At 39.5% G+C, this 22,573-nt stretch carries 29 protein-coding genes; 3 read left to right on the top strand and 26 right to left on the bottom strand.

What is annotated here, in order from left to right; translation table 11 throughout:
- Positions 1–557: 557 nt before the first annotated feature.
- The 18 genes from ptsP to HC179_RS09370 all read right to left on the bottom strand — a co-directional run bounded on the left by ptsP (position 558) and on the right by HC179_RS09370 (position 15,063).
- Positions 558–2,276 (bottom strand): phosphoenolpyruvate--protein phosphotransferase, encoded by a 1,719-nt coding sequence (gene ptsP, locus HC179_RS09285; RefSeq protein ID WP_168864077.1) that lies wholly within the window; start codon positions 2,274–2,276, stop codon positions 558–560.
- Entirely contained in the window at positions 2,276–2,542 is a 267-nt protein-coding gene (locus tag HC179_RS09290) for a phosphocarrier protein HPr (protein ID WP_010194663.1), read from the bottom strand. Before HC179_RS09290 ends, ptsP begins: the two co-directional genes overlap by 1 nt.
- Before the next feature lie 345 nt (positions 2,543–2,887).
- The gene (locus tag HC179_RS09295) at positions 2,888–3,067 is read right to left on the bottom strand and encodes a YqzE family protein (protein ID WP_082380817.1); all 180 of its coding nucleotides are present in this window, start codon (positions 3,065–3,067) and stop codon (positions 2,888–2,890) included.
- 33 nt (positions 3,068–3,100) lie between these two features.
- Positions 3,101–3,616: a shikimate kinase gene (locus tag HC179_RS09300; RefSeq protein WP_168864078.1), complete on the bottom strand. Its 516-nt coding sequence runs from the start codon at positions 3,614–3,616 to the stop codon at positions 3,101–3,103.
- Positions 3,617–3,712: 96 nt separating this feature from the next.
- Positions 3,713–3,940, bottom strand: coding sequence for a YuzF family protein (locus tag HC179_RS09305; protein WP_240948503.1), 228 nt, complete (start codon positions 3,938–3,940; stop codon positions 3,713–3,715).
- 74 nt (positions 3,941–4,014) lie between these two features.
- The gene (locus HC179_RS09310) at positions 4,015–4,431 is read right to left on the bottom strand and encodes a competence type IV pilus minor pilin ComGG (protein ID WP_168864079.1); all 417 of its coding nucleotides are present in this window, start codon (positions 4,429–4,431) and stop codon (positions 4,015–4,017) included.
- Complete coding sequence (comGF, locus tag HC179_RS09315) at positions 4,385–4,831, bottom strand: competence type IV pilus minor pilin ComGF (RefSeq protein ID WP_168864148.1); 447 nt, start codon at positions 4,829–4,831, stop codon at positions 4,385–4,387. The genes HC179_RS09310 and comGF overlap by 47 nt, the downstream gene beginning before the upstream one ends.
- Entirely contained in the window at positions 4,815–5,150 is a 336-nt protein-coding gene (locus tag HC179_RS09320) for a type II secretion system protein (RefSeq protein ID WP_168864080.1), read from the bottom strand. The genes comGF and HC179_RS09320 overlap by 17 nt, the downstream gene beginning before the upstream one ends.
- Positions 5,134–5,592 (bottom strand): competence type IV pilus minor pilin ComGD, encoded by a 459-nt coding sequence (comGD, locus tag HC179_RS09325; RefSeq protein WP_168864081.1) that lies wholly within the window; start codon positions 5,590–5,592, stop codon positions 5,134–5,136. The genes HC179_RS09320 and comGD overlap by 17 nt, the downstream gene beginning before the upstream one ends.
- The gene (comGC, locus tag HC179_RS09330) at positions 5,579–5,920 is read right to left on the bottom strand and encodes a competence type IV pilus major pilin ComGC (RefSeq protein ID WP_168864082.1); all 342 of its coding nucleotides are present in this window, start codon (positions 5,918–5,920) and stop codon (positions 5,579–5,581) included. The genes comGD and comGC overlap by 14 nt, the downstream gene beginning before the upstream one ends.
- Positions 5,921–6,958: a competence type IV pilus assembly protein ComGB gene (comGB, locus tag HC179_RS09335; RefSeq protein WP_168864083.1), complete on the bottom strand. Its 1,038-nt coding sequence runs from the start codon at positions 6,956–6,958 to the stop codon at positions 5,921–5,923.
- On the bottom strand, positions 6,942–8,012 hold the full coding sequence (gene comGA, locus HC179_RS09340) for a competence type IV pilus ATPase ComGA (protein WP_168864084.1): 1,071 nt from the start codon (positions 8,010–8,012) through the stop codon (positions 6,942–6,944). The genes comGB and comGA overlap by 17 nt, the downstream gene beginning before the upstream one ends.
- A 311-nt stretch (positions 8,013–8,323) precedes the next feature.
- A complete protein-coding gene (locus HC179_RS09345) occupies positions 8,324–9,247 on the bottom strand; it encodes a C40 family peptidase (RefSeq protein ID WP_168864085.1) in 924 nt (307 codons plus the stop codon).
- Positions 9,240–10,340: a dipeptide epimerase gene (locus tag HC179_RS09350; RefSeq protein ID WP_168864086.1), complete on the bottom strand. Its 1,101-nt coding sequence runs from the start codon at positions 10,338–10,340 to the stop codon at positions 9,240–9,242. Before HC179_RS09350 ends, HC179_RS09345 begins: the two co-directional genes overlap by 8 nt.
- 14 nt (positions 10,341–10,354) lie before the next feature.
- Entirely contained in the window at positions 10,355–11,275 is a 921-nt protein-coding gene (locus HC179_RS09355; RefSeq protein ID WP_168864087.1) for a S66 peptidase family protein, read from the bottom strand.
- A 372-nt stretch (positions 11,276–11,647) separates the two neighbouring features.
- Positions 11,648–12,166: a type 1 glutamine amidotransferase domain-containing protein gene (locus HC179_RS09360; RefSeq protein WP_168864088.1), complete on the bottom strand. Its 519-nt coding sequence runs from the start codon at positions 12,164–12,166 to the stop codon at positions 11,648–11,650.
- A 110-nt stretch (positions 12,167–12,276) separates the two neighbouring features.
- Entirely contained in the window at positions 12,277–13,575 is a 1,299-nt protein-coding gene (locus HC179_RS09365; RefSeq protein ID WP_346775135.1) for a lysine N(6)-hydroxylase/L-ornithine N(5)-oxygenase family protein, read from the bottom strand.
- A 216-nt stretch (positions 13,576–13,791) separates the two neighbouring features.
- Positions 13,792–15,063 (bottom strand): ATP-binding protein, encoded by a 1,272-nt coding sequence (locus tag HC179_RS09370; protein ID WP_168864090.1) that lies wholly within the window; start codon positions 15,061–15,063, stop codon positions 13,792–13,794.
- A gap of 288 nt (positions 15,064–15,351) precedes the next feature.
- Between HC179_RS09370 and HC179_RS09375 the strand changes: the two genes are divergently transcribed.
- Entirely contained in the window at positions 15,352–15,504 is a 153-nt protein-coding gene (locus HC179_RS09375; protein ID WP_010194621.1) for a hypothetical protein, read from the top strand.
- 51 nt (positions 15,505–15,555) lie between these two features.
- Here HC179_RS09375 and HC179_RS09380 read toward each other — a convergent pair whose 3' ends face one another.
- The 6 genes from HC179_RS09380 to HC179_RS09405 all read right to left on the bottom strand — a co-directional run bounded on the left by HC179_RS09380 (position 15,556) and on the right by HC179_RS09405 (position 19,517).
- Complete coding sequence (locus HC179_RS09380) at positions 15,556–16,611, bottom strand: TolB-like translocation protein (RefSeq protein WP_168864091.1); 1,056 nt, start codon at positions 16,609–16,611, stop codon at positions 15,556–15,558.
- Between the two features lie 159 nt (positions 16,612–16,770).
- Positions 16,771–17,841, bottom strand: coding sequence for an undecaprenyldiphospho-muramoylpentapeptide beta-N-acetylglucosaminyltransferase (locus HC179_RS09385; RefSeq protein WP_168864092.1), 1,071 nt, complete (start codon positions 17,839–17,841; stop codon positions 16,771–16,773).
- A gap of 155 nt (positions 17,842–17,996) precedes the next feature.
- Positions 17,997–18,161 carry a YvrJ family protein gene (locus tag HC179_RS09390; protein WP_168864093.1) on the bottom strand — a complete coding sequence of 55 codons (165 nt, stop codon included), beginning with the start codon at positions 18,159–18,161 and terminating at the stop codon, positions 17,997–17,999.
- Between the two features lie 66 nt (positions 18,162–18,227).
- Entirely contained in the window at positions 18,228–18,443 is a 216-nt protein-coding gene (locus tag HC179_RS09395; protein ID WP_168864094.1) for a DUF2922 domain-containing protein, read from the bottom strand.
- A gap of 38 nt (positions 18,444–18,481) precedes the next feature.
- The gene (locus HC179_RS09400) at positions 18,482–18,697 is read right to left on the bottom strand and encodes a DUF1659 domain-containing protein (protein WP_168864095.1); all 216 of its coding nucleotides are present in this window, start codon (positions 18,695–18,697) and stop codon (positions 18,482–18,484) included.
- A gap of 430 nt (positions 18,698–19,127) precedes the next feature.
- Positions 19,128–19,517 (bottom strand): Spx/MgsR family RNA polymerase-binding regulatory protein, encoded by a 390-nt coding sequence (locus HC179_RS09405; protein WP_277351316.1) that lies wholly within the window; start codon positions 19,515–19,517, stop codon positions 19,128–19,130.
- A gap of 336 nt (positions 19,518–19,853) precedes the next feature.
- Here HC179_RS09405 and HC179_RS09410 point away from each other — a divergent pair, with 336 nt between their 5' ends.
- Positions 19,854–20,099 carry a DUF2626 domain-containing protein gene (locus tag HC179_RS09410; RefSeq protein WP_010194612.1) on the top strand — a complete coding sequence of 82 codons (246 nt, stop codon included), beginning with the start codon at positions 19,854–19,856 and terminating at the stop codon, positions 20,097–20,099.
- Between the two features lie 48 nt (positions 20,100–20,147).
- Here HC179_RS09410 and HC179_RS09415 read toward each other — a convergent pair whose 3' ends face one another.
- Together HC179_RS09415 and HC179_RS09420 are read right to left on the bottom strand one after the other, a co-directional pair.
- Complete coding sequence (locus HC179_RS09415) at positions 20,148–21,275, bottom strand: class I SAM-dependent methyltransferase (protein ID WP_168864097.1); 1,128 nt, start codon at positions 21,273–21,275, stop codon at positions 20,148–20,150.
- Positions 21,276–21,278: 3 nt separating this feature from the next.
- The gene (locus tag HC179_RS09420; protein WP_168864098.1) at positions 21,279–21,911 is read right to left on the bottom strand and encodes an MBL fold metallo-hydrolase; all 633 of its coding nucleotides are present in this window, start codon (positions 21,909–21,911) and stop codon (positions 21,279–21,281) included.
- An 83-nt stretch (positions 21,912–21,994) separates the two neighbouring features.
- Between HC179_RS09420 and HC179_RS09425 the strand changes: the two genes are divergently transcribed.
- The gene (locus tag HC179_RS09425) at positions 21,995–22,480 is read left to right on the top strand and encodes a hypothetical protein (RefSeq protein WP_168864099.1); all 486 of its coding nucleotides are present in this window, start codon (positions 21,995–21,997) and stop codon (positions 22,478–22,480) included.
- Positions 22,481–22,573 lie beyond the last annotated feature (93 nt).

A 22,573-nucleotide genomic window follows, 5' to 3' on the forward strand; every position in this document is an offset into this window, starting at 1 on the left:
TGAGGAATTGTTTTCGCCTTCTACAAATTATGCGGGTTATATATCACGGGAAGTAGGAGCTCTCGACTCCGTCTTCCTTTTCACTGGGGTCGTCACCGCAGCGATGAGGACACCTCTCATCCTTTTCCCTCGTCATTGAAGTCTTCCTCACGGTGATGAGGACACCTCTCCTCCTTTTCCCTCTTCCATGACGTCTTCATCGCGGTGATGAGGACACCTCTCCTCCTTTTCCCTCGTCAATGAGGTCTTCATCACGGTGATGAGGACTTCCCTTCTCCTTTTTTCTCGTCATTGAGGCTTCATCACGGCGATGAGGACACCTCTCCTCCTTTTTTCTCGCCATTGAGGTCTTCATCACGGCGATGAGGACACCTCTCCTCCTTTTCCCTCGTCACTGAGGTCTTCATAACGGCGATTAGGACTTCTCTTCTCCTTTTCCCTCGTCACTGAGGTCTTCATTCCAACGAATCCAGCATTCCATAATTTTATAATTTCTTAAACATCAAAAAAGACCAACTCCCCCATTAAAGGGAAGTTGGCCTCGCTCTATTCCATGCTTACACATTAAACTTTTCTTTTACAAATTCCACAACTTCTTCTGCTGTGCCCATGCTAAGAATCTCTTCTCGGTAGGAAGCAGCTTCCTCTTTAGAGATGCCACGCAATTGGCTTCTTGCTGGAAGGATCGAAGTCGCGCTCATGCTGAACTCGTCAAGCCCGAGTCCTAGAAGAATTGGAATTGCGATTGGGTCGCCAGCCATTTCTCCACACATGCCGGCCCATTTGCCGTTTTTGTGTGCAGCTTGGATGACATTATCCACTAGGCGCAAGATTGCCGGGTTGTATGGTTGATACAGGTAGGAAACCTGCTCGTTCATACGGTCCGCTGCCATTGTGTATTGAATCAAGTCGTTTGTTCCGATGCTGAAGAAGTCTACTTCCTTCGCGAAAATATCAGCCATAACCGCTGTTGATGGAATTTCCACCATGATACCGATCTCGATATTCTCGTTTACAGTAGTACCGTTCTTCACAAGCGCTTCTTTTTCTTCTAAAAGAATGGCTTTTGCTTGGCGGAACTCATCCAATGTTGCAATCATCGGGAACATGATCTTCAGGTTTCCGTAAGAGCTTGCACGCAATAAAGCACGAAGCTGTGTACGGAAAATGTCTTGTTCCTCTAAGCAAAGGCGAATCGCACGGAAGCCTAAGAATGGGTTCATTTCTTTTGGAAGGTTCAGGTAAGGGAGTTCCTTATCTCCACCGATGTCCAATGTGCGGACAACAACCGGTTTGCCTTCCATGTTTTCAAGAACCTCTTTATAAGCTTTGTACTGCTCGTCCTCTGTCGGAAGTTCGGTTCTACCCATGTAAAGGAATTCTGTACGGTAAAGGCCGACACCTTCTCCGCCATTGGCAAGAACACCCTTCACATCTTTAGGAGTACCGATGTTTGCAGCAAGTTCGACTTCTTGTCCGTCAGAAGAAAGACTCTTTTCGTTGACAAGCTTAGCCCACTCTTTTTTCTGCTCTTCATACTTCTCTTGCTTTTTTTTGTAAGTAGCAATTTCTTCTTCTGTCGGATCGACAATCACCGCACCGTCCAAACCATCAATAATGACTATTGTGTCATTTTGGATAGTTTCCATGACGTTCTTTGTTCCAACTACTGCTGGAATTTCCATAGAACGTGCCATGATGGCAGAGTGAGACGTACGTCCACCGATATCAGTCGTAAATGCTTTTACATACTGACGGTTAAGTTGAGCAGTGTCAGAAGGAGTCAAGTCTTCCGCAATGATGACAACTTCTTCGGAAATAAGTGCCGGATTGGAAACTGACACACCTAAAAGGTGAGCTAGTACACGTTTTGTCACGTCGCGGATATCCGCTGCACGCTCTTTCATGTACTCATTGTCCATTTGTTCGAACATGTTGATGAACATGCCTGCTGTTTCATCCAAAGCAAACTCAGCATTTACACTGTCGCTTTTGATTTTATCTTTAATTGGATTTAATAGCTCAGGGTCACTTAATACAAGAAGGTGTGCAGAAAAGATTTCCGCCTTGTCTGCTCCAAGCTCCTTGTGGGCGTGCTCCTTGATTTTCTCCAATTCATTTTTTGAAATCTCTACTGCTTTTTCAAACCTTTCCACTTCCGCTTGGGCATTGTCGATCGTCTTTTTGTCCACAGATAGCTCTGGGTTTTCAAGACGATATGCTTTCGCAATGGCAATCCCGCTAGAAGCAGGTATACCTTGAATCGTGTTTGACATTATTCCCCTAACCCTTCTGATTTCAAAGTTTCTTCAATTGCAGAAATTGCCTCGCTCTCATCAGAACCTTCTGCAACAATCTTGATTTCCGCTCCTTGAGGAATTCCTAGAGACATAACACCCATGATGGATTTCAAGTTTACAGATTTACCGTTGTACTCAAGGTTTACGTCCGCATCAAATTTACCTGCAGTTTGTACCAATTGAGTTGCCGGACGTGCGTGAATTCCTGAATCTGCTGTTACTTTAAATGTTTTTTCTGCCATTGTAATCAAACTCCTTTGAGATATGTGTATTTTTTACTTTTAGAAGCTATTCAACTAAAAGAACCTTTCCCTCTAATCCTATACCCTGTAGCTTTCACCAGTAACCGCGGTGAATATGTAGGAAAGAGTATAGAAAAAGGCATGAGTGAGGGGCTTGTCTCTATAAAAGGGTACACTCGTCCCCTTAGTATGGATCAAAACCTCTTCACTCATGCCTGATCGTATCAGTAACACGTAAAGTTCTTATCTATGTTGAAAGCATTTGCATGAACATTTAGTTGAACGCTTCTTAACTGTCCGATGAGATTGTAGCATAAAAAACAAAAGTTTGGCAATACTTTTGCCTTACTTCTTCTTTTTGAATATCATCATGATGGCATATGGAATGACGCCAAATAGTTGGAAAGCGATTGGAGATCGCTCCTGCTTTCTAATTTGCCTTTGCTCTCGTTTTACTTCTTTCGGTTGATCCATGTAGGTAACCAATTGTTGTGTCACGTATTTTACATAATCATTTGTCTTCAATATCATCACCGCCAAAAGAAAATACTTTTACCTTTAGTGTTGACGGTTATGCCATGTTTTAATCGCTTTATGTACAGCTTCAACTGCTTCATTCAAAGAAAGGTCTGTTGTATCCAATGTAATATGGGCTTGCTTGTATAACGGGAGACGATTTCTAAATAACCCCAGAACCTCTTCCTTTTTTCTTTGTTGAATAAGAGGTCTTGTTGTATCATTTTCTAACCGATTCCAAATTACTTCTGGATCTGCGTAAAGAAAAATTACGCACCCGTTTTCTTTCATCCATTCCATGTTTTCTTGCCTCGTTACAATTCCTCCTCCAGTTGTTACAATAACATCCTCGGAAGGAAGCATTGTTAAAATTTTTGTCTCTAGGTCGCGGAAATAATTCTCTCCATACTTTTCAAAGATGTCTTTTATTAGCATGTTTGAGTTACTTTCAATCATGAAGTCCGTATCCATCACAGAGACGCCAAGTTTTTGTGCTACTGCCTGTCCAATAGTGGTTTTCCCTACCCCCATAAAACCTGTAAGATAAATATTTTGCATGCCGATCCCTCTCTTTCCTAACTACCTGAACCATATCACCATTATAGGAGAAAAAGCACTTGCTGGAAACGGCAAGCACTTTTTCATCACTCATTTTTAATTATCCGGCATGATCCAAATTATTTCAGCAGTCCGAATGAAAAAGCTGGAGTCACCTGCCATAAGAACTACATGATCAGGCTTTACATCTTTCAAATTGCCTCTGATGGAACCACGTGTTGTCTCAATTACCACTTCGGTCCCGACAATGCTCTTTAAAGTATGGTACACATATGGCTCTACCACCATATATTGAATGGGCATTCCATTGTCCGTTTGATGCATTAGGCGAAAACCTCCTTTATCACTGTACATCTATATGAAAAGAACAGTGATAAGGTGAAGAAACAGAACTAAATTTAATTGGTTTCATACCAAGCAATAACTTCATGAATACCCATATCATAAATGATGGTCGCCTTGTATTCCCTTCCTTCCGTTGTGGAGCAAATAATCATAATTTCCTTTTTCTCATCCACATCTTTTGAGGTAACAGAAGCTACACCCGTTGGAAAAATATAATTGGGATAGGGGTTGTCACCTACCATTAATGACTCAGCTCGAATCGTATCCCATGTGTATTTCATCATAGCTTCTAAATCCATCTGCTGATTGGTTTCGTGGTAAAATAACTTCTCAAGCCGGAAACTCTCAATTTGATGCAACAAGAAAGCAGACAATAGAATACTCATAAATATCGTAACGGGAAAAATATATCCTGCATCCTTTTTACTCTGGATGCCATTTGATTGGTATAGCACTAACTCTGAATTCATAGGTAGCATCATCACTTCCTTCCAAGATGAAAATTGCTCCATTTGCACGTTCCGCAAAATCAACTTTTTTAACATGATGAAGGAGTAGTTCGTGACCCGTACCATCTACTCTTCGCCTTATCTTTTGTTGAAAGAATTCATATGTCACCCTTTGTCCCCCTTGGTTGATAATGACAAAATCTCCTGCTTCCACTGAAGTCTTTTTGGCAGTCCTTACTTCCCGAGTAGCCTGTTGAATAAAAACCTCTAGCTCAAATGGATGGATGCCTTCCTTCTTTTCTGTCAAGAAAACCATATTTTTAATCAAAATTGGAAACAAAGCCGTAACAATTAATATGACGGTAAAGCAAATCAGCACTTCCAATAGGGTAAATCCTCTGTCTTTACTGATATCGTACATATAGACACCTTTCTTTCACCAATAGCTGATAATCACTATAGGAGACACACAATGTGGGAGGAATAGTTCCTTCTTTTAATGTAACGGTGTAGATGGTGCCATCTTTATTCAAGGTTTTTTCCTGAAACACCCCTTCTTGGGAACGAATGCTTTCCAATTCAATTGTCAAAATAAATCGCGCCTGTTGCTCTAAAACAAATCCCTTTCGTTCTTGATTCATTCTTACAAGACCGGGAAGTAGTACAGAAGCGATCACCATCCAAATAACAAGCGTTGCCAATACCTCAAGCAAAGTGAATCCTCTATGACTTTTCCACATAAAAACGTCCCTTTCCAAGTGTAAAGACATATTGATAGAGTTCTTTATCATCCAAATATATTGCAATTGCCCCGGATTTGTTGATACTGCCGTTGCCGAGATACGTAATCCTTTGCCCCATCGTTCGGGTGTCTATCCTAATGGATGAATGATACTTCCTCACCACAAGTTCATTTATTTGAAAGGTTCCCTGCCATATTCGATAATAGTTCTCGCTTGGGGTAAAGACGATATAAACACTGTTCTTTGAGCTTAGCGCATATTGTTGGGCGAACAAGAGATCATTGCTTAGTTGTTCGTTAAAATGCTCTCCTATATAGCTTTCCTGTGTGGAGCTTATTGTAAGAACTGTCACGGAAAGGATGACAGAAATGATAGAAATGACAAGTAATGACTCAAGGAGTGTGTAGCCCCCATTAGTCTTATAGTTACTGTCCTGCACTACTTGCGATCGCCTTGTTATCAACAATTGTAATGACACTTCCGTTAGGACAATTCAATGTTGCTGTTGTCTCATCAAAACGATCACCAAGATAATCTGGAGTATTCAGATCATCTATAGTTGTTACATTACTTCCCGTATCCAACCGATATGCTTGCATTTGTGCTTCCACCATGCTGAGTAGTGCCTCGCATCCCTTATCGCCGATCACACTTGTATTCTTTGTTACGTTTGGAATCATGATTAGCAACAACACAGTGATGACAAGCATGACCAAAAGCATCTCTACCAACGTGAACCCGCGATCATTCTTCAGATATCTTCCCATTCATAAACCTCCTAATAATTGAAACATTGGAATGAAAATACAGAGATATAAAACAAAAACAAACCCGCCTACAACAAGGAATAAAATAGGTTGTATTCTTCCCAACAACTTTTCACTAAACTCCTGCATCTTTACTAGTAAAAGCTTGCTATATTGTTCGAGCTCTACACCCAATTTACCATTCTTTTGTCCGTGAACAATTACGATGGAAAGCCCGGAAACAAATACTTTCTCACTTTCCACTAATTTTTCTAATTTTTCACCTTCTACCAGCCTGTACCGAAATTCTTTTGCTTTCACATGGAAAAAAGGGTGATAGCGTTGCTGCTCAAAAACAGTGATGGCTTCATTAATGGTCAATCCGCTTAATAGCAATGTGCTAAGCTGTTGTGTGAAATAATGTGAATAATGAAGGGAGAGGAAGGTTTTTACAATGGGAATTCGCATTAATATGCTTACCCTCTTGGAAGGTGAAGTTCTTTTTTCATAAACCTTAAAAAAAATATAGGCTATAAGAAAACCGAACACGAGAATTGAAACAACGATTGGAATGCGGACTACAAGGTTGAAGAATAGGGAGATGACTGGACTTAAGGAGATATTCATTTGAGAGAAAAGCAAATGAAACTGAGGAAGTAAAATCAATTGAACAAAAATGAGCATGATCAAAACTAGAAAAATAAGTAGAGTTGGATACTTGAGAATAGAAATGGTTTTTTCACGATAATGCCTTTTCCGCTCAAGCATATTTCCTCCTGTCCTAAATGCCTGACCTAGGTTGCCGTGTTTCTGGGAGAAAAACAGTAAGGACAATATATCCTGATGGAAACGAAGTCCCCCTAATACCCGATGAACACTGTATCCTTTTTGCAATTCCTGTATTGCTTCTAGTAAATTACGTTTTTTATCCGCTTCAAAGTGAATGCTCATCAACTCTAAAGCCTCTAACAAAGAATACCCATTAGAATATAGCTCTCCCATCCTTTTTAAGAAATCCTCTTGAACTTTCAATGACCACCCCTTATTTGTTTTTTCCATCTGTTACCCATCTTTCATATTCCCTCTGGTGAATAAAGCCCAATGCTATTCCTTTTTTAATTACTTCTTTCAAGGTTGGATAACATAGTTGCACTTTTGTTCCTTTACACTCCTCCATCACCTTTGACAATTCCCGCCCATACAAGAGTTCATATACACTTGCTAACCTGTAATTTCTATATTTTTTGCAAAAAGTAGTACATTCCCCTTGGCAATAAGGACATTTCAACTCCACTAATCTTTGGGCCGAAATTGCTATTAAAGTTTGTTCCAGCTCCTGTTGGGTGACTCCAAACTCCAACAGACGATGAACCGCTCCTTTTGCATCTCTCGTATGCAAGGTGCTTAACACTAAATGGCCTGTCAACGAAGCCCTTATCGCAATCTTGGCAGTTTCCTCATCCCTAATTTCCCCAACCATAATAATATCCGGGTCATGCCTTAGAATTGCTTTTAACCCAGAGGCATAGGTAATACCCGCCTTTTCATTTACCTGCACTTGCAGAACATGTCTGCTTTTTCGCTCAACAGGATCTTCTAGCGTAATGATATTGCGTTGCAGCAAATTTTTTGATTCTTCAAGAATGGAATACAGTGTAGTGGTTTTCCCAGATCCAGTTGGGCCGGTAAACAAAACAAGTCCATGGGAATGCTTCATTAAGGAAAATAATTTTCTGGTAGAGTTCGGGAAAAGGGATAGGTGTTTTAAAGGGAATTGTTTATCATCATGCGGCAGGATTCGGATAACCAGGCTTTCCTGGTTAACTGTCGGCAATGTAGAGAGTCGAAGGTTTATCGGTTTGGAGTCAACGTAGAGCTTTAAGGCGCCGTTCTGGGGTTTTCTTGTTTCTCCGATGTCCATTTCGGCCTGGAATTTTAAGTGGGACAACATTCTTTCATAGATTTCAAGCGGAAGCTCTTCTTGATCATAGAGGTAGTGATCGAGTCGGAAAAGGACTTTAGCAGACGCTTCTAGGGGTTTAATGTGAATATCTGAAACTTGTAAGCGGACTGCTTGACGGACAATTTCTTCACATTTCTTTTCAATATTCATTTGTCACCTCAATTTTCATTGAATTTAAGTATGGGTAGTGATGGATTACTCCTTTCTCTAAAATTTATTGCCCTTATATTATTCTTCAAAAAATGACAGATTCCTTCAATGTTTTTAATTTCTTCAAAAAAAAGTTCCTCTCTTTAAAAAGAACAGGAACCTCTTAAATATTCTTCTAGGATACGGCAAATCTTCTGAATTGCTCGCTTTCCTGAAGGATTTTCAATTAGTATCATAAGTGTTAATAAATATTTTTCCAAGGAAAAAATATTTCTGCAGATTTCTTACTTGAAGTAGTTTCTTTTGCATGATTACTTCCCGTCCTTTTGCCAATACCTTCTTGCTGCACATAGTTCTTTTTCATAGATAGTATTTTCCATAGGAAGAATCTCAATATCTCTTCCTGTTTTCGGTGAGTGTAAGAGTTTACCGTCTCCATGATAGATTCCAACGTGATGGAGTTTTCCTTCTCCTTCTTCATGAGCGAAAAACAATAGGTCTCCCGGCTCCAAAGCATCAAGCGAAACCTCCATCCCTTCTTTCGCCTGGTCATGAGCATCACGTGGAATGGTATAACCGTTTGCTTTACACATTGTATAACAGAAACCGGAACAATCCATGCCATAACCACTCATGCCACCCCATAAATATGGGAGGCCGAGAAATCTCTCTCCCGTCTGTACAATATCTGCTCCTGAGCCTTTAGGGATGGAAGCTAGCCCCTCATAAACTGAAGTATCATTCGCCCTTAGCATTCCAACCTCACCATCAGGAAGTTGAACCTTTACTGTCCCTTCTTCTTTTTCCACTACCGGTAAAATGGTTTGAAAACTAAGCTCAAGTAACTCTTTCTCCGTTTTTGAAAATAAGGGAGCAAGGTTGCTTGTAACTACTGCTACAGGGTCTTCTGTAAGCTTCCAGTCCCCAACTTCGGTAATCTGACATTTAGGAACCCAGCCTGGATATCCTCTTTCGTCCTTTGAAGATCCTTGGGTCAAAGCAATAATATGGTAATAGTTCTCCTTCTCTTCCAATACGAGAACTTCCTGACCGAAAAGCAATTGGGACTGGATGAGGTTGGCATCACATAGTTCTAGTCTTGTTTCAAAGTTAAGGGAATCCAGCCATCTTCTTATATCGGTAGGATTGGAGGTGACTTTTTCATCCAGTTTTCTTGGTGAATCATAAGAAGTCCAGATGGTAGCAATCGGTACATTTATGACATATTTACTCAACGTTGACTCCTCCTTTTACATTCACATCAGTAATTCCTAATCCATTGGCATTTGGAAAACTAATCTTTCGCCCGTTATAGATGATACCGCCTGTAATAATATCCTCGGCCAGCATAAGTGGTGCATCGAAATCGAATCGTGTGATGTTGCTTTTACTGGCGGCAAAATGCGCCGCTGCAGTGATGCCGAGCCTTGTCTCAATCATGCTGCCAACCATGCACTCGACTCCATAGGCTTCTGCGATACTATTAATTTTCTCAGCCTGGAAAATTCCGCCCGACTTCATAAGCTTAATATTAATCAGGTCTGCACTTCGAGTTTGAAGCACCTGAAGGGCCTGTTCGGGTGTAAATACACTCTCATCTGCCATTATCAGTGTTTCCACTGAATCGGTAACCTGTTTTAAGCCTTTTAAATCGTGGGTTATGACAGGTTGTTCCACAAGCTCGATATTCATTCCCAGGTCTTCCATTTTTCGAATACCGCGTATGGCTTCCTTTGCCGTCCAGCCCTGGTTTGCATCCAAACGAAGTTCCACCGCATCTCCAACACGGCTTCTGATTTCTCTAATTCTGGAAATATCTGTCGCCATATCGTCTTTCCCTACTTTTACCTTGAGAACAAGGAAACCTCTTTCTAAATAAAGCAAGGCGTCCTCACCCATCTCCTTCGGGGAATTGACGCTGACGGTGAAGTCTGTTTCAAGTTCCTTTTTAGCCCCTCCCAAGTATTGATAAAGAGGCAGCTTGCTGTGTTGGGCCAAGCAATCATAGATGGCCATATCCACTGCAGCCTTTGCACTTGAATTACGGACAAGTGATTTATGTAGTTTTTGCAGTAACGGTTCATAGTTCAGTATATTTTCGTTTAATAGGTTTGGTTTTAGAATTTGTTGAATGGCATACTCCACACTATCAAGGCTGTCACCTGTGATAACATGTGTTGGAGGTGCCTCCCCCCATCCGATTAAACCGTTATCACAGGTGATTTTCACTACCACCGCTTGGGCAACATACACCGTTCGCAACGCTGTTTTGAATGGTTTGGAAAGAGGAACTGCCGTTCGAAAAGTTTCCATTTGTTGTATGTTCATGATTTCCTCTCCTCTCAATCCACTCCTGCTTGGATGGTTAATGTCTTGTTGTATGTGTTCAGTTCCGCTTTCGCACCATGAGGCACCGCAATATTAGGTGAGCAATGTCCAATTTGGAATCCACTCATAGTCGGTTTATTGGCATCCTGTACATGCTGTGTGATGACCTCCTCTAGCGTCAAGGATGCTTTTCCCTCATCTGGTATACAGTTATGGAAATTGCCAATGACAATTCCCTCGGCATCGGCAAATTTTCCGGCCATTTTCATCTGATTAAGCATTCTGTCCACTTTGTATGGTTGTTCGTCAATATCTTCAAAGAAAAGGATCTTTCCTTTGGTCTGCAATTCAAACGGAGTTCCAAGTGAACTTACAAGCAAGGTTAGGTTTCCGCCAACCAACTCTCCGGTTGCAACGCCCTCATTCATCACTTCAAGCGGGGAAAGTTTTTCTGTATACACGATTTTCGTTGGTTCAAAAAGCTGTTGAAAATACGCTTTGGATAGAGGGTGGATGCACTCGAGTCCGATATCAGAGCTTAGCATCGGACCATGAAAGGAAGTTAATCCGGCCTGTTGGTAAAATGCCTGATGTAAAAAGGTAATGTCGCTGTACCCCCAGAAAATTTTAGGGTTATTTTTAATAATGTCATAATCTATGTTGGAGGCGATCCTTGCCGTTCCAAATCCACCACACGCACAAAAAATGGCCTTTACTTCTTCGTCTTGAAACATTGCATGCAGATCCTCGAGCTTCTCCTCATCCCTTGAAGCAAGGTAACCGTATGGGGCATCCACGTACTTGCCCATCTTTATTTTCAATCCTAATTCCTCTTCCAAGAAAGGTAATGCAAGTTTCAATTTTTCTTGTTTCGGGGGGCTTGCTGGTGCGATGACTCCTACTGTGTCACCTTTTTTCAAACGCAGTGGCTTCATGTTTCGCAACTCCTCACCTATATAGTTTCTATCAAGCTATGTATATGTATTGTAATGACTTATCAGTATGTATTCCCTACTTAAATAACCCTTCCCCTCTTAAAAACTTATAGACTGTTATTCTTTATCTGTCCATTTCAGTTCGATGTATTAATGCAAACGATTCCTTTTACCTCTTCGTTTTGAAGCTAAACATGGTTATCGAAATATAATGGGATTCCATTTCATACATGTACTCAAATCGCATTGCTTCTTCTGCTCAAGAGCTTTAATAAAACACACTTCAAAAAGCTTTTAGAATAATTCGGCATTTTGTTACATAGAAAAAGATCCAGATCGGAGTATTTCTCCTTTTCTGGATCCTTCCATTTTTTATTTATTTAGAAGCTTCAACGATTCCCTAATGAAAGCAGGAATATCATCCGGTGTTCTACTAGAAACCAGCTGATCATGACATACGACCACTTCCTTGTCATGGAAATGAGCACCTGCGTTTTGCAGATCAATTTTGATTGAAGTATATCCCGTGATATCTCTTCCTTTAAGGGCTTCTGCCGTAATTAGTAATTGCGGACCATGGCAGATAGCAAAAACCGGCTTTTGGTCATCCATGAATGCTTTCGTAAAGGTAACAAAGCGATCATCGGCCCTTAAAATATCCGGTGAGAAACCTCCCGGTAACAAAAGGGCGTCAAATTCCTCAGGACTTACATCATCAATTCCTGCGTCAGTCGTGACCTCCACTCCATCCGTTTTTCCTTTCACGGTTTCTCCCTTGGATTTTTCAATAACTGTCAGCTTGTGACCAGCCTCTTCAAAAGCTTTGGCCGGTTCTGTGTACTCTGAGTCTTCAAATTCATTGGTTAGTAATACGGCAATTTTCTTACTCATTATATAACGACTCCTTTTTGTTAGGATTGCTCTGCTGCAAGTATGGTCCGTTTTGCAATATATCCAGAGCCACTTAGTTACATTAGATAAAGTACCCGCCAGCAATCAAACTAAACTTTTCCTTGCGCATCCGGTAAAAACTGCTGAAAAATGGAATCCTTCTGAATGGGATAAATCTCTTTACCTGCCACATCGTTAATGATAATCTGGTTTCGCATGACTGCCAAACTTAAATTGGTAGCTGCTGTACCATGAGAATGTTCGAGGTTTGTGGACATATACATATGATTCTCTCTGTCTTTCTTCCAAACCAAGCGAAACTTCTTGTCTACCTTGAATTCCTTTTCACTTTCCCATTGGATTTCTTCTTTATTATTCCAAATCCACTTAGGGATGTGAGGTTTGTACCCCGTTGCGAGGACCACCTTATCCGCTTGCACCGTAAATTCCTCTTCCTTCTCCCATTGATGACAGGAGACGATTAAGGAATTATTTTCTTCTTTAATGGCATTTACTTCAGTTAAGGGCTGTATAGTAATCTTTTTATCCCGCCCTTCCACTGAACGGTTGTACAGGAGATCATAGATCTTAATTAATGTTTCTTTGTCCACCCCGTTACGGACCGTATTCAATCTTTCCAGTGCTTCCTTTCGCTTTTCATAAGGAAGAGAATGAAAGTATTGAACATAGTCTGGAGAGAATACCTCCTGTCCAAGCTTTGCACTTTCCAGTTGAGCAAAGTGGGAAGATCGAGTGTACCACGTAAGAGCGTAATTATGGTGCTTTTGATCTTCAAGCAGTTCGTAGAAAACCTCAGCAGCACTCTGGCCGGATCCAACTATAATAACGGATGAGGAACCCTTAATATCATTAGCAGCTTGTAAGTATTTACTTGTATGAACCATATGTTCACTTTCTTCCATATTATCTGGGATGAAAGGGATACTACCTGTCCCAACTACAACATGCCTTGCAAAATACGTTTCGACTTCATTTGTATTTGCCTTTTTCACCTCAACCTTATAACCATCCCCGTTAAAGGAGACTCCCACTACCTCTGAATGAAATTGACAGTTTTCAAGTTGCTCTGAGACCCATTTTGCATAAAGGTTATATTCTCTTCTAGGAATATCAAACCTACGATAAAAGAAGAATTGAAATAGCCTGTTCTGGTTATGTACATAATTGAGGAAACTGTAAGGACTTGTCGGATCTGCAAAAGTAACCAAGTCTGCTATAAATGGAACTTGCAAATCGGACTGTTCAATAAGCATACCTGGATGCCAGTTGAAACATTCTTCTTTATCAAAAAAGATGGAAGTAAGATCAGGCTGCTGCTCTATTAATGCCGCCAAACCCAGATTAAAAGGGCCTATTCCTATTCCAATTAAGTCATATATTCTGTTCATTGACATGAGACTCCCCCGTTTTAACTAGAATGTCTTATTTATACCCTGTATTTAGAAAAATACTTCATTTTTATTAGGGTAAATAAAAAAGGGACAGAGACTTAGTCTCTGTCCAATAATCCCGTGTACGAAAGGAGAAGCAAGCTGCACACGATATATTTTATGCATAAATCTATGAACTGCTTGGTCATCTATCTCTTATCAAACGCACATTTTTTAATGTGTTGGAAGGTCAATCGTGACAGTTGTCCCGTTTCCTTCCTTGCTTTCAAAACGAATATTCCCTTGATGCTCTTCAATAATTTTTTTGGTTATCGTTAATCCAAGTCCCATTCCTTTTTCCTTGGAAGTGAAAAACGGGTCACCAATATTATCCATATGGGAAGATGAGATTCCAATCCCATCATCCTTTACTTGAATACTACTTCTACCATCTTCTGTATTCGTCAAACCCCTAATGGTTATGGTTCCTCCGCCAGGCATCGCTTCCATAGAGTTCTTAAATAGATTGATAAATACTTGTTTGAGGTTGTTCTTGTCCCCTCTTACCATTGTTTCAGGACCCAAATTTTCAATGGTAAAGGAAATATTATGATTATTAGCTTCATTCTCCACTAAGTTGATCACATATTGGAGAACTTCCAGTAAAGGAATAAGCTTTAGTTCCTTTGTTTGAGGTTTAGATAGAACCAGCAGCTCCGAGACAATATCATTTATTCTATCAATTTCAGATAACACCATTTCCACATGCTTTTTGTTTGCATTCCCGGACCTTTGGATTAATTGAATAAACCCCTTGATAGAGGTTAGCGGATTTTTTATTTCATGGGCAATACCCGCAGAAAGTTCTCCAACCACCGACAGTTTCTCTTTGGTTACCAACAATTGTTCTGTTTTTTTCAAAGATGATATGTCCCTTCCTATCGTGACAAGTGCTTTTCTCCGCCCATCCGCATGAAACAAGGGCACCTTAATCACATCAAACGTCTTTCTTTCCCCATCTGCAAGGCAGAACGACTCCTCTGCACGAGATATTTTGCCTTCCTTCCAGGTCTGCTCGTCTGTTTGCATACAGTATTCAAAAGCTTCCAAAAAATGTGGGGAATAGGCTCCTAATTCTACATCAGTCTTGCCTTTGTAATCTACCTTCTGTAAATCATAAAGTGCGAGACCATATTCATTGGTTTGCAGCCATCTACCTTCACCATCTTTGAAGCATACGAAGTCAGGCATATTGTTTATTAGTGTAGACAGCTCTTGTTCCTTTTGTTCGAGCTCCTTCAATGCCGCATGCTTTTTCAGCATCAGATATAACAATAGTGTCGTGAAGAGTATAAAAAGCCAGCCTTTTATTAGGTTAATATATTCTGAAATAACGTGATGGTCGTTTTGCTTTAGTACGTATATCCAATAATCTGTCAATCCAATCCATACAATTCCAAAAAACAGATAGATTAAAGGTATAAACTTTAGCCAATTCCTCTTCATAAAATACCTCTTATGTCTTTAAAAATAGTTTCATTTCATTAATATATAGCCAATATTTATCTGATAATTTCATTATATCTTTTAACCCGAAATATAGATACAAAGTCCCGCTTGGGAAAGTCAGATAAAAATTCATCGAATTATACCTAAAAGTCATTATACACTTTCCTGCCCCGTAATTTCTAGTTACTTTCGCAGTATAGTACTTTTATACATCAATAGAAAAGGTTTAACCTGGTCCCAACAGGGTATATATTATCTAAACACAGCTTTCTGGGAGGAATTTATATGGAAGATAGAGACGTAAGAGTTGATAAAAGGGAAACCAAAGAAGATCGTGGTTTAGTTGCATCCACATTCATTAAATATACTGCTTACCTCATTATATTCTTCGGCATTATCTGGTTCATAATCAGTTATTTGCTACCAATGTTCCAATAAACAAACAAAGCCCAAGTCTTGGCAGACTTGGGCTTTATTATATTTTCATCATTAAAGAATGGTCCCAGAAAACTGAGGCATTTGTAGGGTAATGGATTGAATCTTTTCACCATTGATATCCACTGCCCACAATTTGTAATTCGGTTTCCCCCTCAACCAACTCTGATCTTGAATAAATAACACCCTATCCTTGTCACGGAAAAATACTGGTTCTGTAATTAATGTACGAAAGCTTGTGATAGGCTGAACTTCTTTCCCACTCGCATTCATTGTGTACATTTCATAAATATATTGCGATTTTTCACGAGGATTTTCACTAGCAGCAGAAAACGCAATAATGTCACCAGTAGGAGAGAGCTTGCCACTATAGATAATATTGGATTCAAATTCAAAACTAGGATTTACATATTCCCTATCCATCGTTTTAGTATCTATCATAATAAAAGAAGAATACAAGCCTCTCTCTTCATCTTTGCCCCATTCCACATAGCCAAGTTTTGTTCCATCGCTTGTAAGAGAGAGACTTCGCTTTTTCAAACTTTCATCATGGGTGAGTCTTTCCTTTTTATCACCTGTAATTGAAATGGAATACAAATCAATGTTAGTTGCCCCTTCCTCCATTTCATTTCCTTCCTGATATTTCTTTGCTGCTAAATAGTAGATGAATTGATCATCCTGTGAAAAAATGGCATCTGTTATTAGCTCATCATCTTGTGATAAACGAACGAGATCATTACCATCACTGTTCATGATGTAAAGTGATCTAGTTAATGTGGTTTCGCGTTTTTCTTGGGATAAAAAGAGGATCTTATCCCCTTTGGAAGAATAACGAGGATGCACATGGCTTTCTTCCTGCCTTGGGTAAGTCAGCTGCTTGACATTACTGCCATCCACATCTGCTTTATATAGCGCTCCATCCCCGCTTTGAAAAAAAGGAAAAACGATTGAATCATCATCTGGAGACAGGGTGACAGTTTCCCCGAATCCATTATCGATTGGAAGCCATGAGCGGGTAAATCGTTCTGAAAAGAAATATAAAAGGACGGATATGATGATGACAAATCCTATGAGGGAGATGGTGAATAGTTTTAATGTTTGTTTTTTCATCGGTATCGGCCTCTTTCTGGTTAATGGAATTCGTTCTTGTTAGTTTACCCTCTAATGGAAAATCCTACTTATTTTTTGCTATATTTTTTAAAAAAGCAAAAAGCAACCTAATGATAGATTGCTTCAATTTAATAGCATTTACAGTTAATCCATATAACTTTATTTTGCTGTGTTTATGATTTGTTTTAGGATGATTTCTAGGGTGTTCGGCGCGCTATCTTGGGACATGTTTTTTTGCAGTTGATCTTTCTCAAGCTTAAGCGCCTCTAGTTGGTTTAACAGTGTTTCTGTTGTAAGGTCTTCTTCGAATAAAACTTTTGCAAACCCTTTTTTCTCAAACGATTGGGCATTTAATATTTGGTCTCCCCTGCTTGCATTCCTAGAAAGGGGGATTAACAGCATCGGCTTACGTAACGCCAAGAATTCAAAAATCGAATTGGCACCCGCTCTTGAGATAATGAAATCAGATGCTGCTAAAACATCTGGTAATTCTTGATTGATATATTCAAATTGCTTATACCCTTTTACGCCTTCAAAGGAGTGATCAATGTTTCCTTTTCCGCATAGATGGACAATTTGATATTGCTCGGTTAATTGTGATAGCACTTGACGTAAGGTTTCATTTATTTTTTTCGCTCCGAGACTTCCTCCCATTATGGTAAGTATCGGTTTTTTCTCGTGAAATCCAAGCCTTGCTCTTCCTTCTTGAGCTTTGCCTTGGAATAGCTCTTCTCTAATAGGAGAACCCGTAAATAAAACTTTATCCGAAGGAAAGTGATTCATTGTCTCGTCAAATGTGACAAATACTTTCGTCGCAAACTTGGTTGCAATTTTATTAGCAAGGCCCGGTGTGATGTCTGATTCATGAATGATAACAGGTATCTTCAACATTTTCGCTGCCATCACGACAGGAACTGTTACAAATCCCCCTTTAGAAAATACGACCTTTGGCTTCACTTTCCGTAATATCATTAAGGCTTCCATGGCCCCTTTAATGATTCTAAGCGGGTCGGAAAAGTTCTTCCAGTCAAAATAGCGTCGAAGCTTACCACTTGAAATTCCGTGAAAAGGGATATCCTCTTTACCGATAATATCCTCTTCAATCCCTTTTCTTGAACCAATATATGTAATTTCCCACCCTGTGGCTTTTAACTTATTCATAATTGCAATGTTAGGTGTGACGTGACCTGCTGAGCCGCCGCCTGTGAAAACTATTTTTTTATTCGTCATGGTATCAACATCCTTCATGTCATTCTCTTCTTCTTATTATTAACGAAATATGCGTTAAAGGCAAAGAGTTTATGCAACAATGACGTTACCACATAGATCTATTTCGTAAAACAGGCTATGGAACCATATTACATGTCCCATAGCCTGTATTATACTCATTTAATGTTTCTTGAAGGCAATGTTTCCCTGGATAATTGATATGGAAGTTGCTGCAACGTTTTTGTTACATTTTCTAGTTTTTGTTCAATTCTATGCAACAAGTAAAACGTAATCACAATAGGAAAACCAACTTCACTTATCCATGTCCACCAGTGATCCATGAACTCCCCCCTTTCTGTTCAAACAGGAAAGGCCTACCGATATAGAGTAGACCTTTCCTAAAATCGTTAAGCTATTTCAAATTCGGTTACATTACGTTCAACAATTCTTGCACTATCCTTTGAGACTAGGTTTCCACCTTTGGATGTAAAAACATTTGCGGCAATAATGGTATCCATTGCCCCTTCGATTTCCACCTGTGTTAAACCTGCTTTAGGATCATCAACGGATACCTTCACCTTAGAGCCCTCTTCATTAAGGAAAAATAATTCTAGTGTAAACATGTACACACCTCCTTTCTTTTATGATTTAAAAGCACTAATTAGCCTAGGAAGTGTAACTCACTACGTCTAACATTAGAAACAGGTGTTGTCTGAAGGCCAGAGATTGCTCCAGCTGCTTGTAGAAGTGCTGTCGCCTCTGCATCCACTTTAATGTTGTTGTAGTTTTTCGAACGGTACAACAAGTTCCCTTTTTCATCTTCTCCTAATTCATACATCAGGCGAAGTTGGACATTTTCCACTGCGTATTCTGCCATGCTCTCACCCCCTTTCACCTTCTATATAAATAGGTAAAGGAGAAAAGTAGTGAACGTTTTAAAACTTTCTAATAAAAGATAAGAAAAACCGAGCATAACCGCCCGGTCCTTCTTATGTTAGATACTTTTAGTTGTCTGATTTACCGCCGCTGTTCCTTTACGCAAATGGCTGCGTTTTCCGCGGGACAGTTTTTGAGCCTCCTCCCAACGCTTCAGGGGTCTCAACCTACCGTTACTCCCCCGCTGGAGTCTCCGCTATTTGCGGAAATCAACAGCGGTGTCTAAACAAACTACTAAAAATCAAAGACTTTTTCATTGGCCTTGGCTCAAGAGAAGCGCATGGAACGGAAATCAACCGGATTATATACTTACTTAATCCCAAAAAAACCATCCCTTCTACCAAGTGGTAAATGGAATGGCTGTTTTTGAATTATGAAACGGATTGCTTTAAATCAAGTTTGGATTTTTGTCTGGAAAGCTTCTGCAACGCAGATTCATTATAACCGACAATCAACTTTTTACCGCTAGTGATAATTGGTCTCCTAAGCAGCTTAGGCTCTTCAATAATTAACTCAATTAACTGGGAAAGAGATAATTCATTCACATCAATTCCAAGTTCCTTAAACGTTTGGCTTCTAGTAGCTAGGATTTCATCTATTCCCTCTGTCGTTAACGAAAGGATCTTCATCATCTCATCTTTGTTTGGAGTTTCCCTAAAGATATGCTTCTCCTGGAATTGAATGTTATTTCCTTTCAACCATTTCTTAGTCTTTCTACATGAGGTACAACTTGGGTAACTGTAAAAAATGATTTCATTCATCATGCTTACCTCCCCGGTTTCTTCAATATTTTATGTTAATCACATTGTATACCAATTGTATAACTTTTGTACAGTAAAATGATAACTATTTTATGAACAAATTGCGACAACATTTTTTCTTTATGAAAAAAGAAGGCTTTCTGTTTAACTTTGCACTATAATGGAAATAGGTATGATAGAAAAATAGTTGCATAATCATTATGCAACTGGAGAAAAATGTACTTATCTTGTAATCGTCACAAACTAGAAACAAACGCTTATTTACAAGTAAAGTATTGGTACATTATAATAGGAAAGTGACAAGCATAAGGATTAGTGCGTAAGGAGGGGATACATATGGATCGTATGTACCGTGTAATGGGTTTCTGGACTGGGATTTTTGCGGTTATGTTTTATCTTGGCCACATGACTCAAACGTCTTTACTTTTCTTCGGACAAACGGTATTCTTCATTTTATTAAGTTATCTTAAGCTATCTGAACGTATGTACATCTATATTTTCGGAGCATATTTAACAATTTTCTTTGTTGCCTTCTCGTATTGGACAACATTTATGATGGTGCCTGGATCTGGTGGTCATTAAACATACGTAGCTAAACAATAAAAAGCGATTGACTTATGTCATCGCTTTTTATTGTGGTTCATGTGGTTCCAGATTTATTAATTTGTGCCATTTATTCGTTCCTTTTTCATGAATAAGGACATGGAAGGCGTTACTCCAGCTGCCGTCCATAATCAGGGTCCTTATCGCTCTGTTTTGCTTACTTTTCTCTGAGAAGGGATTTGGATCCTGATTATCTTGAAGGTAATCAAGTACTCCTGCAGCCACAAGAAATTCCCCCTGCCTCATGGTTCCTGCATGAGAGAACCCCAACTCATTTAAACACTCTTCTAAAGCATCCAAATGTATATGGGAGGTTAAATCCATGTCAGCAGGATATTTTAAAGGATCCTTTATCAGTTGATGCTGGTAATAACCACGAAGACTGCCCTTTATTAAATCCTGACTGGATAGTTCAGAGAAACGGTATCCATAATCAACCGTTATAATGGTGCCTTTAAGCAACCACTCTCCAAGTATTTTCGCAAAGTCCATCATCGCTAAGGGAATTTCCATCCGCTGCCCTTCGGAAAAGATTATTTTATTTCTAGTAATATAAGCAAGGATAGCCGCATTACGAAGGGGAGCGCTTTTCTCCACTAGTCTACCATCTTCTTTTATCGTTACGAAAACTTCCTTTAAAGATCCATCTGTGTATTCCAAAACATGAACAGGTAATGCGTCGAAAAGTTCATTGGAAAACAGAACACCCTTTCTAAGTTGATCGGGGACTTCCTCTAAAGAAGTAAAGTAGCTCACAGGTGCCGTGTCTGAAATTATGGTTTGCTGCAATTTGATATGATAGGAGCTTGTTTCCACCATCACGTATTTCAAGCGATCATAGAGAGGAGCATCAAGTAGCATTACTTCTTCCAATAGATGCTTAGCAAACCTCCCATTTCCGCCGCCTACCTCAATGATGACTGGCGGAATATCAGTATCACTAAAATACTTTACCATCAGTTTTGCAAATAGTTTCCCGTAAACGTTGTGGACATTGCTACTTGTGATAAAATCCCCTTTTGTACCCACCTTATTCTTTGGTTTCATATAATAGCCTTCACAAGGGTGATAGAGTGCAGCCATCATATATTCAGAATAATCCAGTCTTTGTCCCGGGGCCTTCTCTATTTTTTCTTGAAGAAATGTTGGAATCATTCCTTAAAACCCATTAAGAAATGGGTTGCTATCCATTTCCTTCTCGATGGTTGTAGTCATTCCATGGCCAGATAAAACGGTAGTTTCTTCTGGAAGCGTCAACAGCTTGTTGTGTATGCTTTGTATAAGCTGTTCGTGATTGCCACCTGGGAGATCTGTCCTTCCTATACTGCCGGCAAAAAGAGCATCTCCTGCAAAAACCACTTTGCTCGGTTCATGATAAAAGCTCACACTGCCCGGTGAGTGGCCTGGCGTAAACAATATTTCTAGTTCGAAATTAGAAATGACCAATTTTTCTTCCGATTGAATAAGATGGTCTGCAGGCATAGCCGTTATGGGCCCAAGTTGAAAAAACTGAGAGCCATTAAGACTTGGATCACCAAGCCAATTCTTTTCTTTTTTATGTACATATACTGGTATGTCCCAGTGCTTGCGTACTGCATCTACTGCACCTATGTGATCAAAATGTGCATGAGTCAATAATATAGCTAACGGTTTAAGCGTAGTTTCTTCCAAGTAGGAATTGAATGCTTGCCCTTCACTTCCCGGGTCGAAAATGATGCATTCTTTTCTTTCATTTATGAGAAGGTACGCATTCGTTTGCAGCGGGCCTAGTGGTAGCTGTTTCCATTTCATTTCTTTCCACACCTTTCCTTGAAGTATCTATCCATCTATTTTACACTAAGAAGTAGAACTTGAGAAACGAAAGGAAATTGCCTATGAAGTCAATGTTCGGTTTGGAAATACAATGTGCAGAGGATAAACCGCAATACTTTCAAAACCTTCTCTTGCAGCTTAAACAAATTGCCAGTATTTTTGATTCTGATGACAGCATGCTTATTACCGATTCTGCCATGGAAGCAAAAGTCGTAAAAAACATGTTGATGGACCGAAGTATACTTGAGGAAACGTATTCGCTTTCCCTTATAGAAAATCCAATTGCCACAAGCCTTTTCACTGATTATGGTTTTGTTTCGGAAAAAAACAATCATTATCTGTATCAAGATATGATATCCATATTTAGAATTGAAAGTGGTAAACAAGTTAATATTGATATGTTTCTCATTCAATTAGAGGAATCAATTATTGCTATAGAGGAACAATATAAGAAATCCTATATCATCGATAAAGAAAATAAAGAATTTATGCTGAAAGTAGCTCGAGCATATGACATAGAAGTGTCAATTTTTGACCTCGACAAATAGTGAGAAAACATTTAAAATGTAAATGGAGTGTAGTGTAATGTTCCATTACATACTTATTTTATGGAATTTCTTTTAAATAGAAATGGAAATGAT

This window comes from Bacillus sp. RO1 (assembly GCF_012524115.1).
Classification (GTDB): Bacteria; Bacillota; Bacilli; order Bacillales; family Bacillaceae_I; genus Sutcliffiella_A.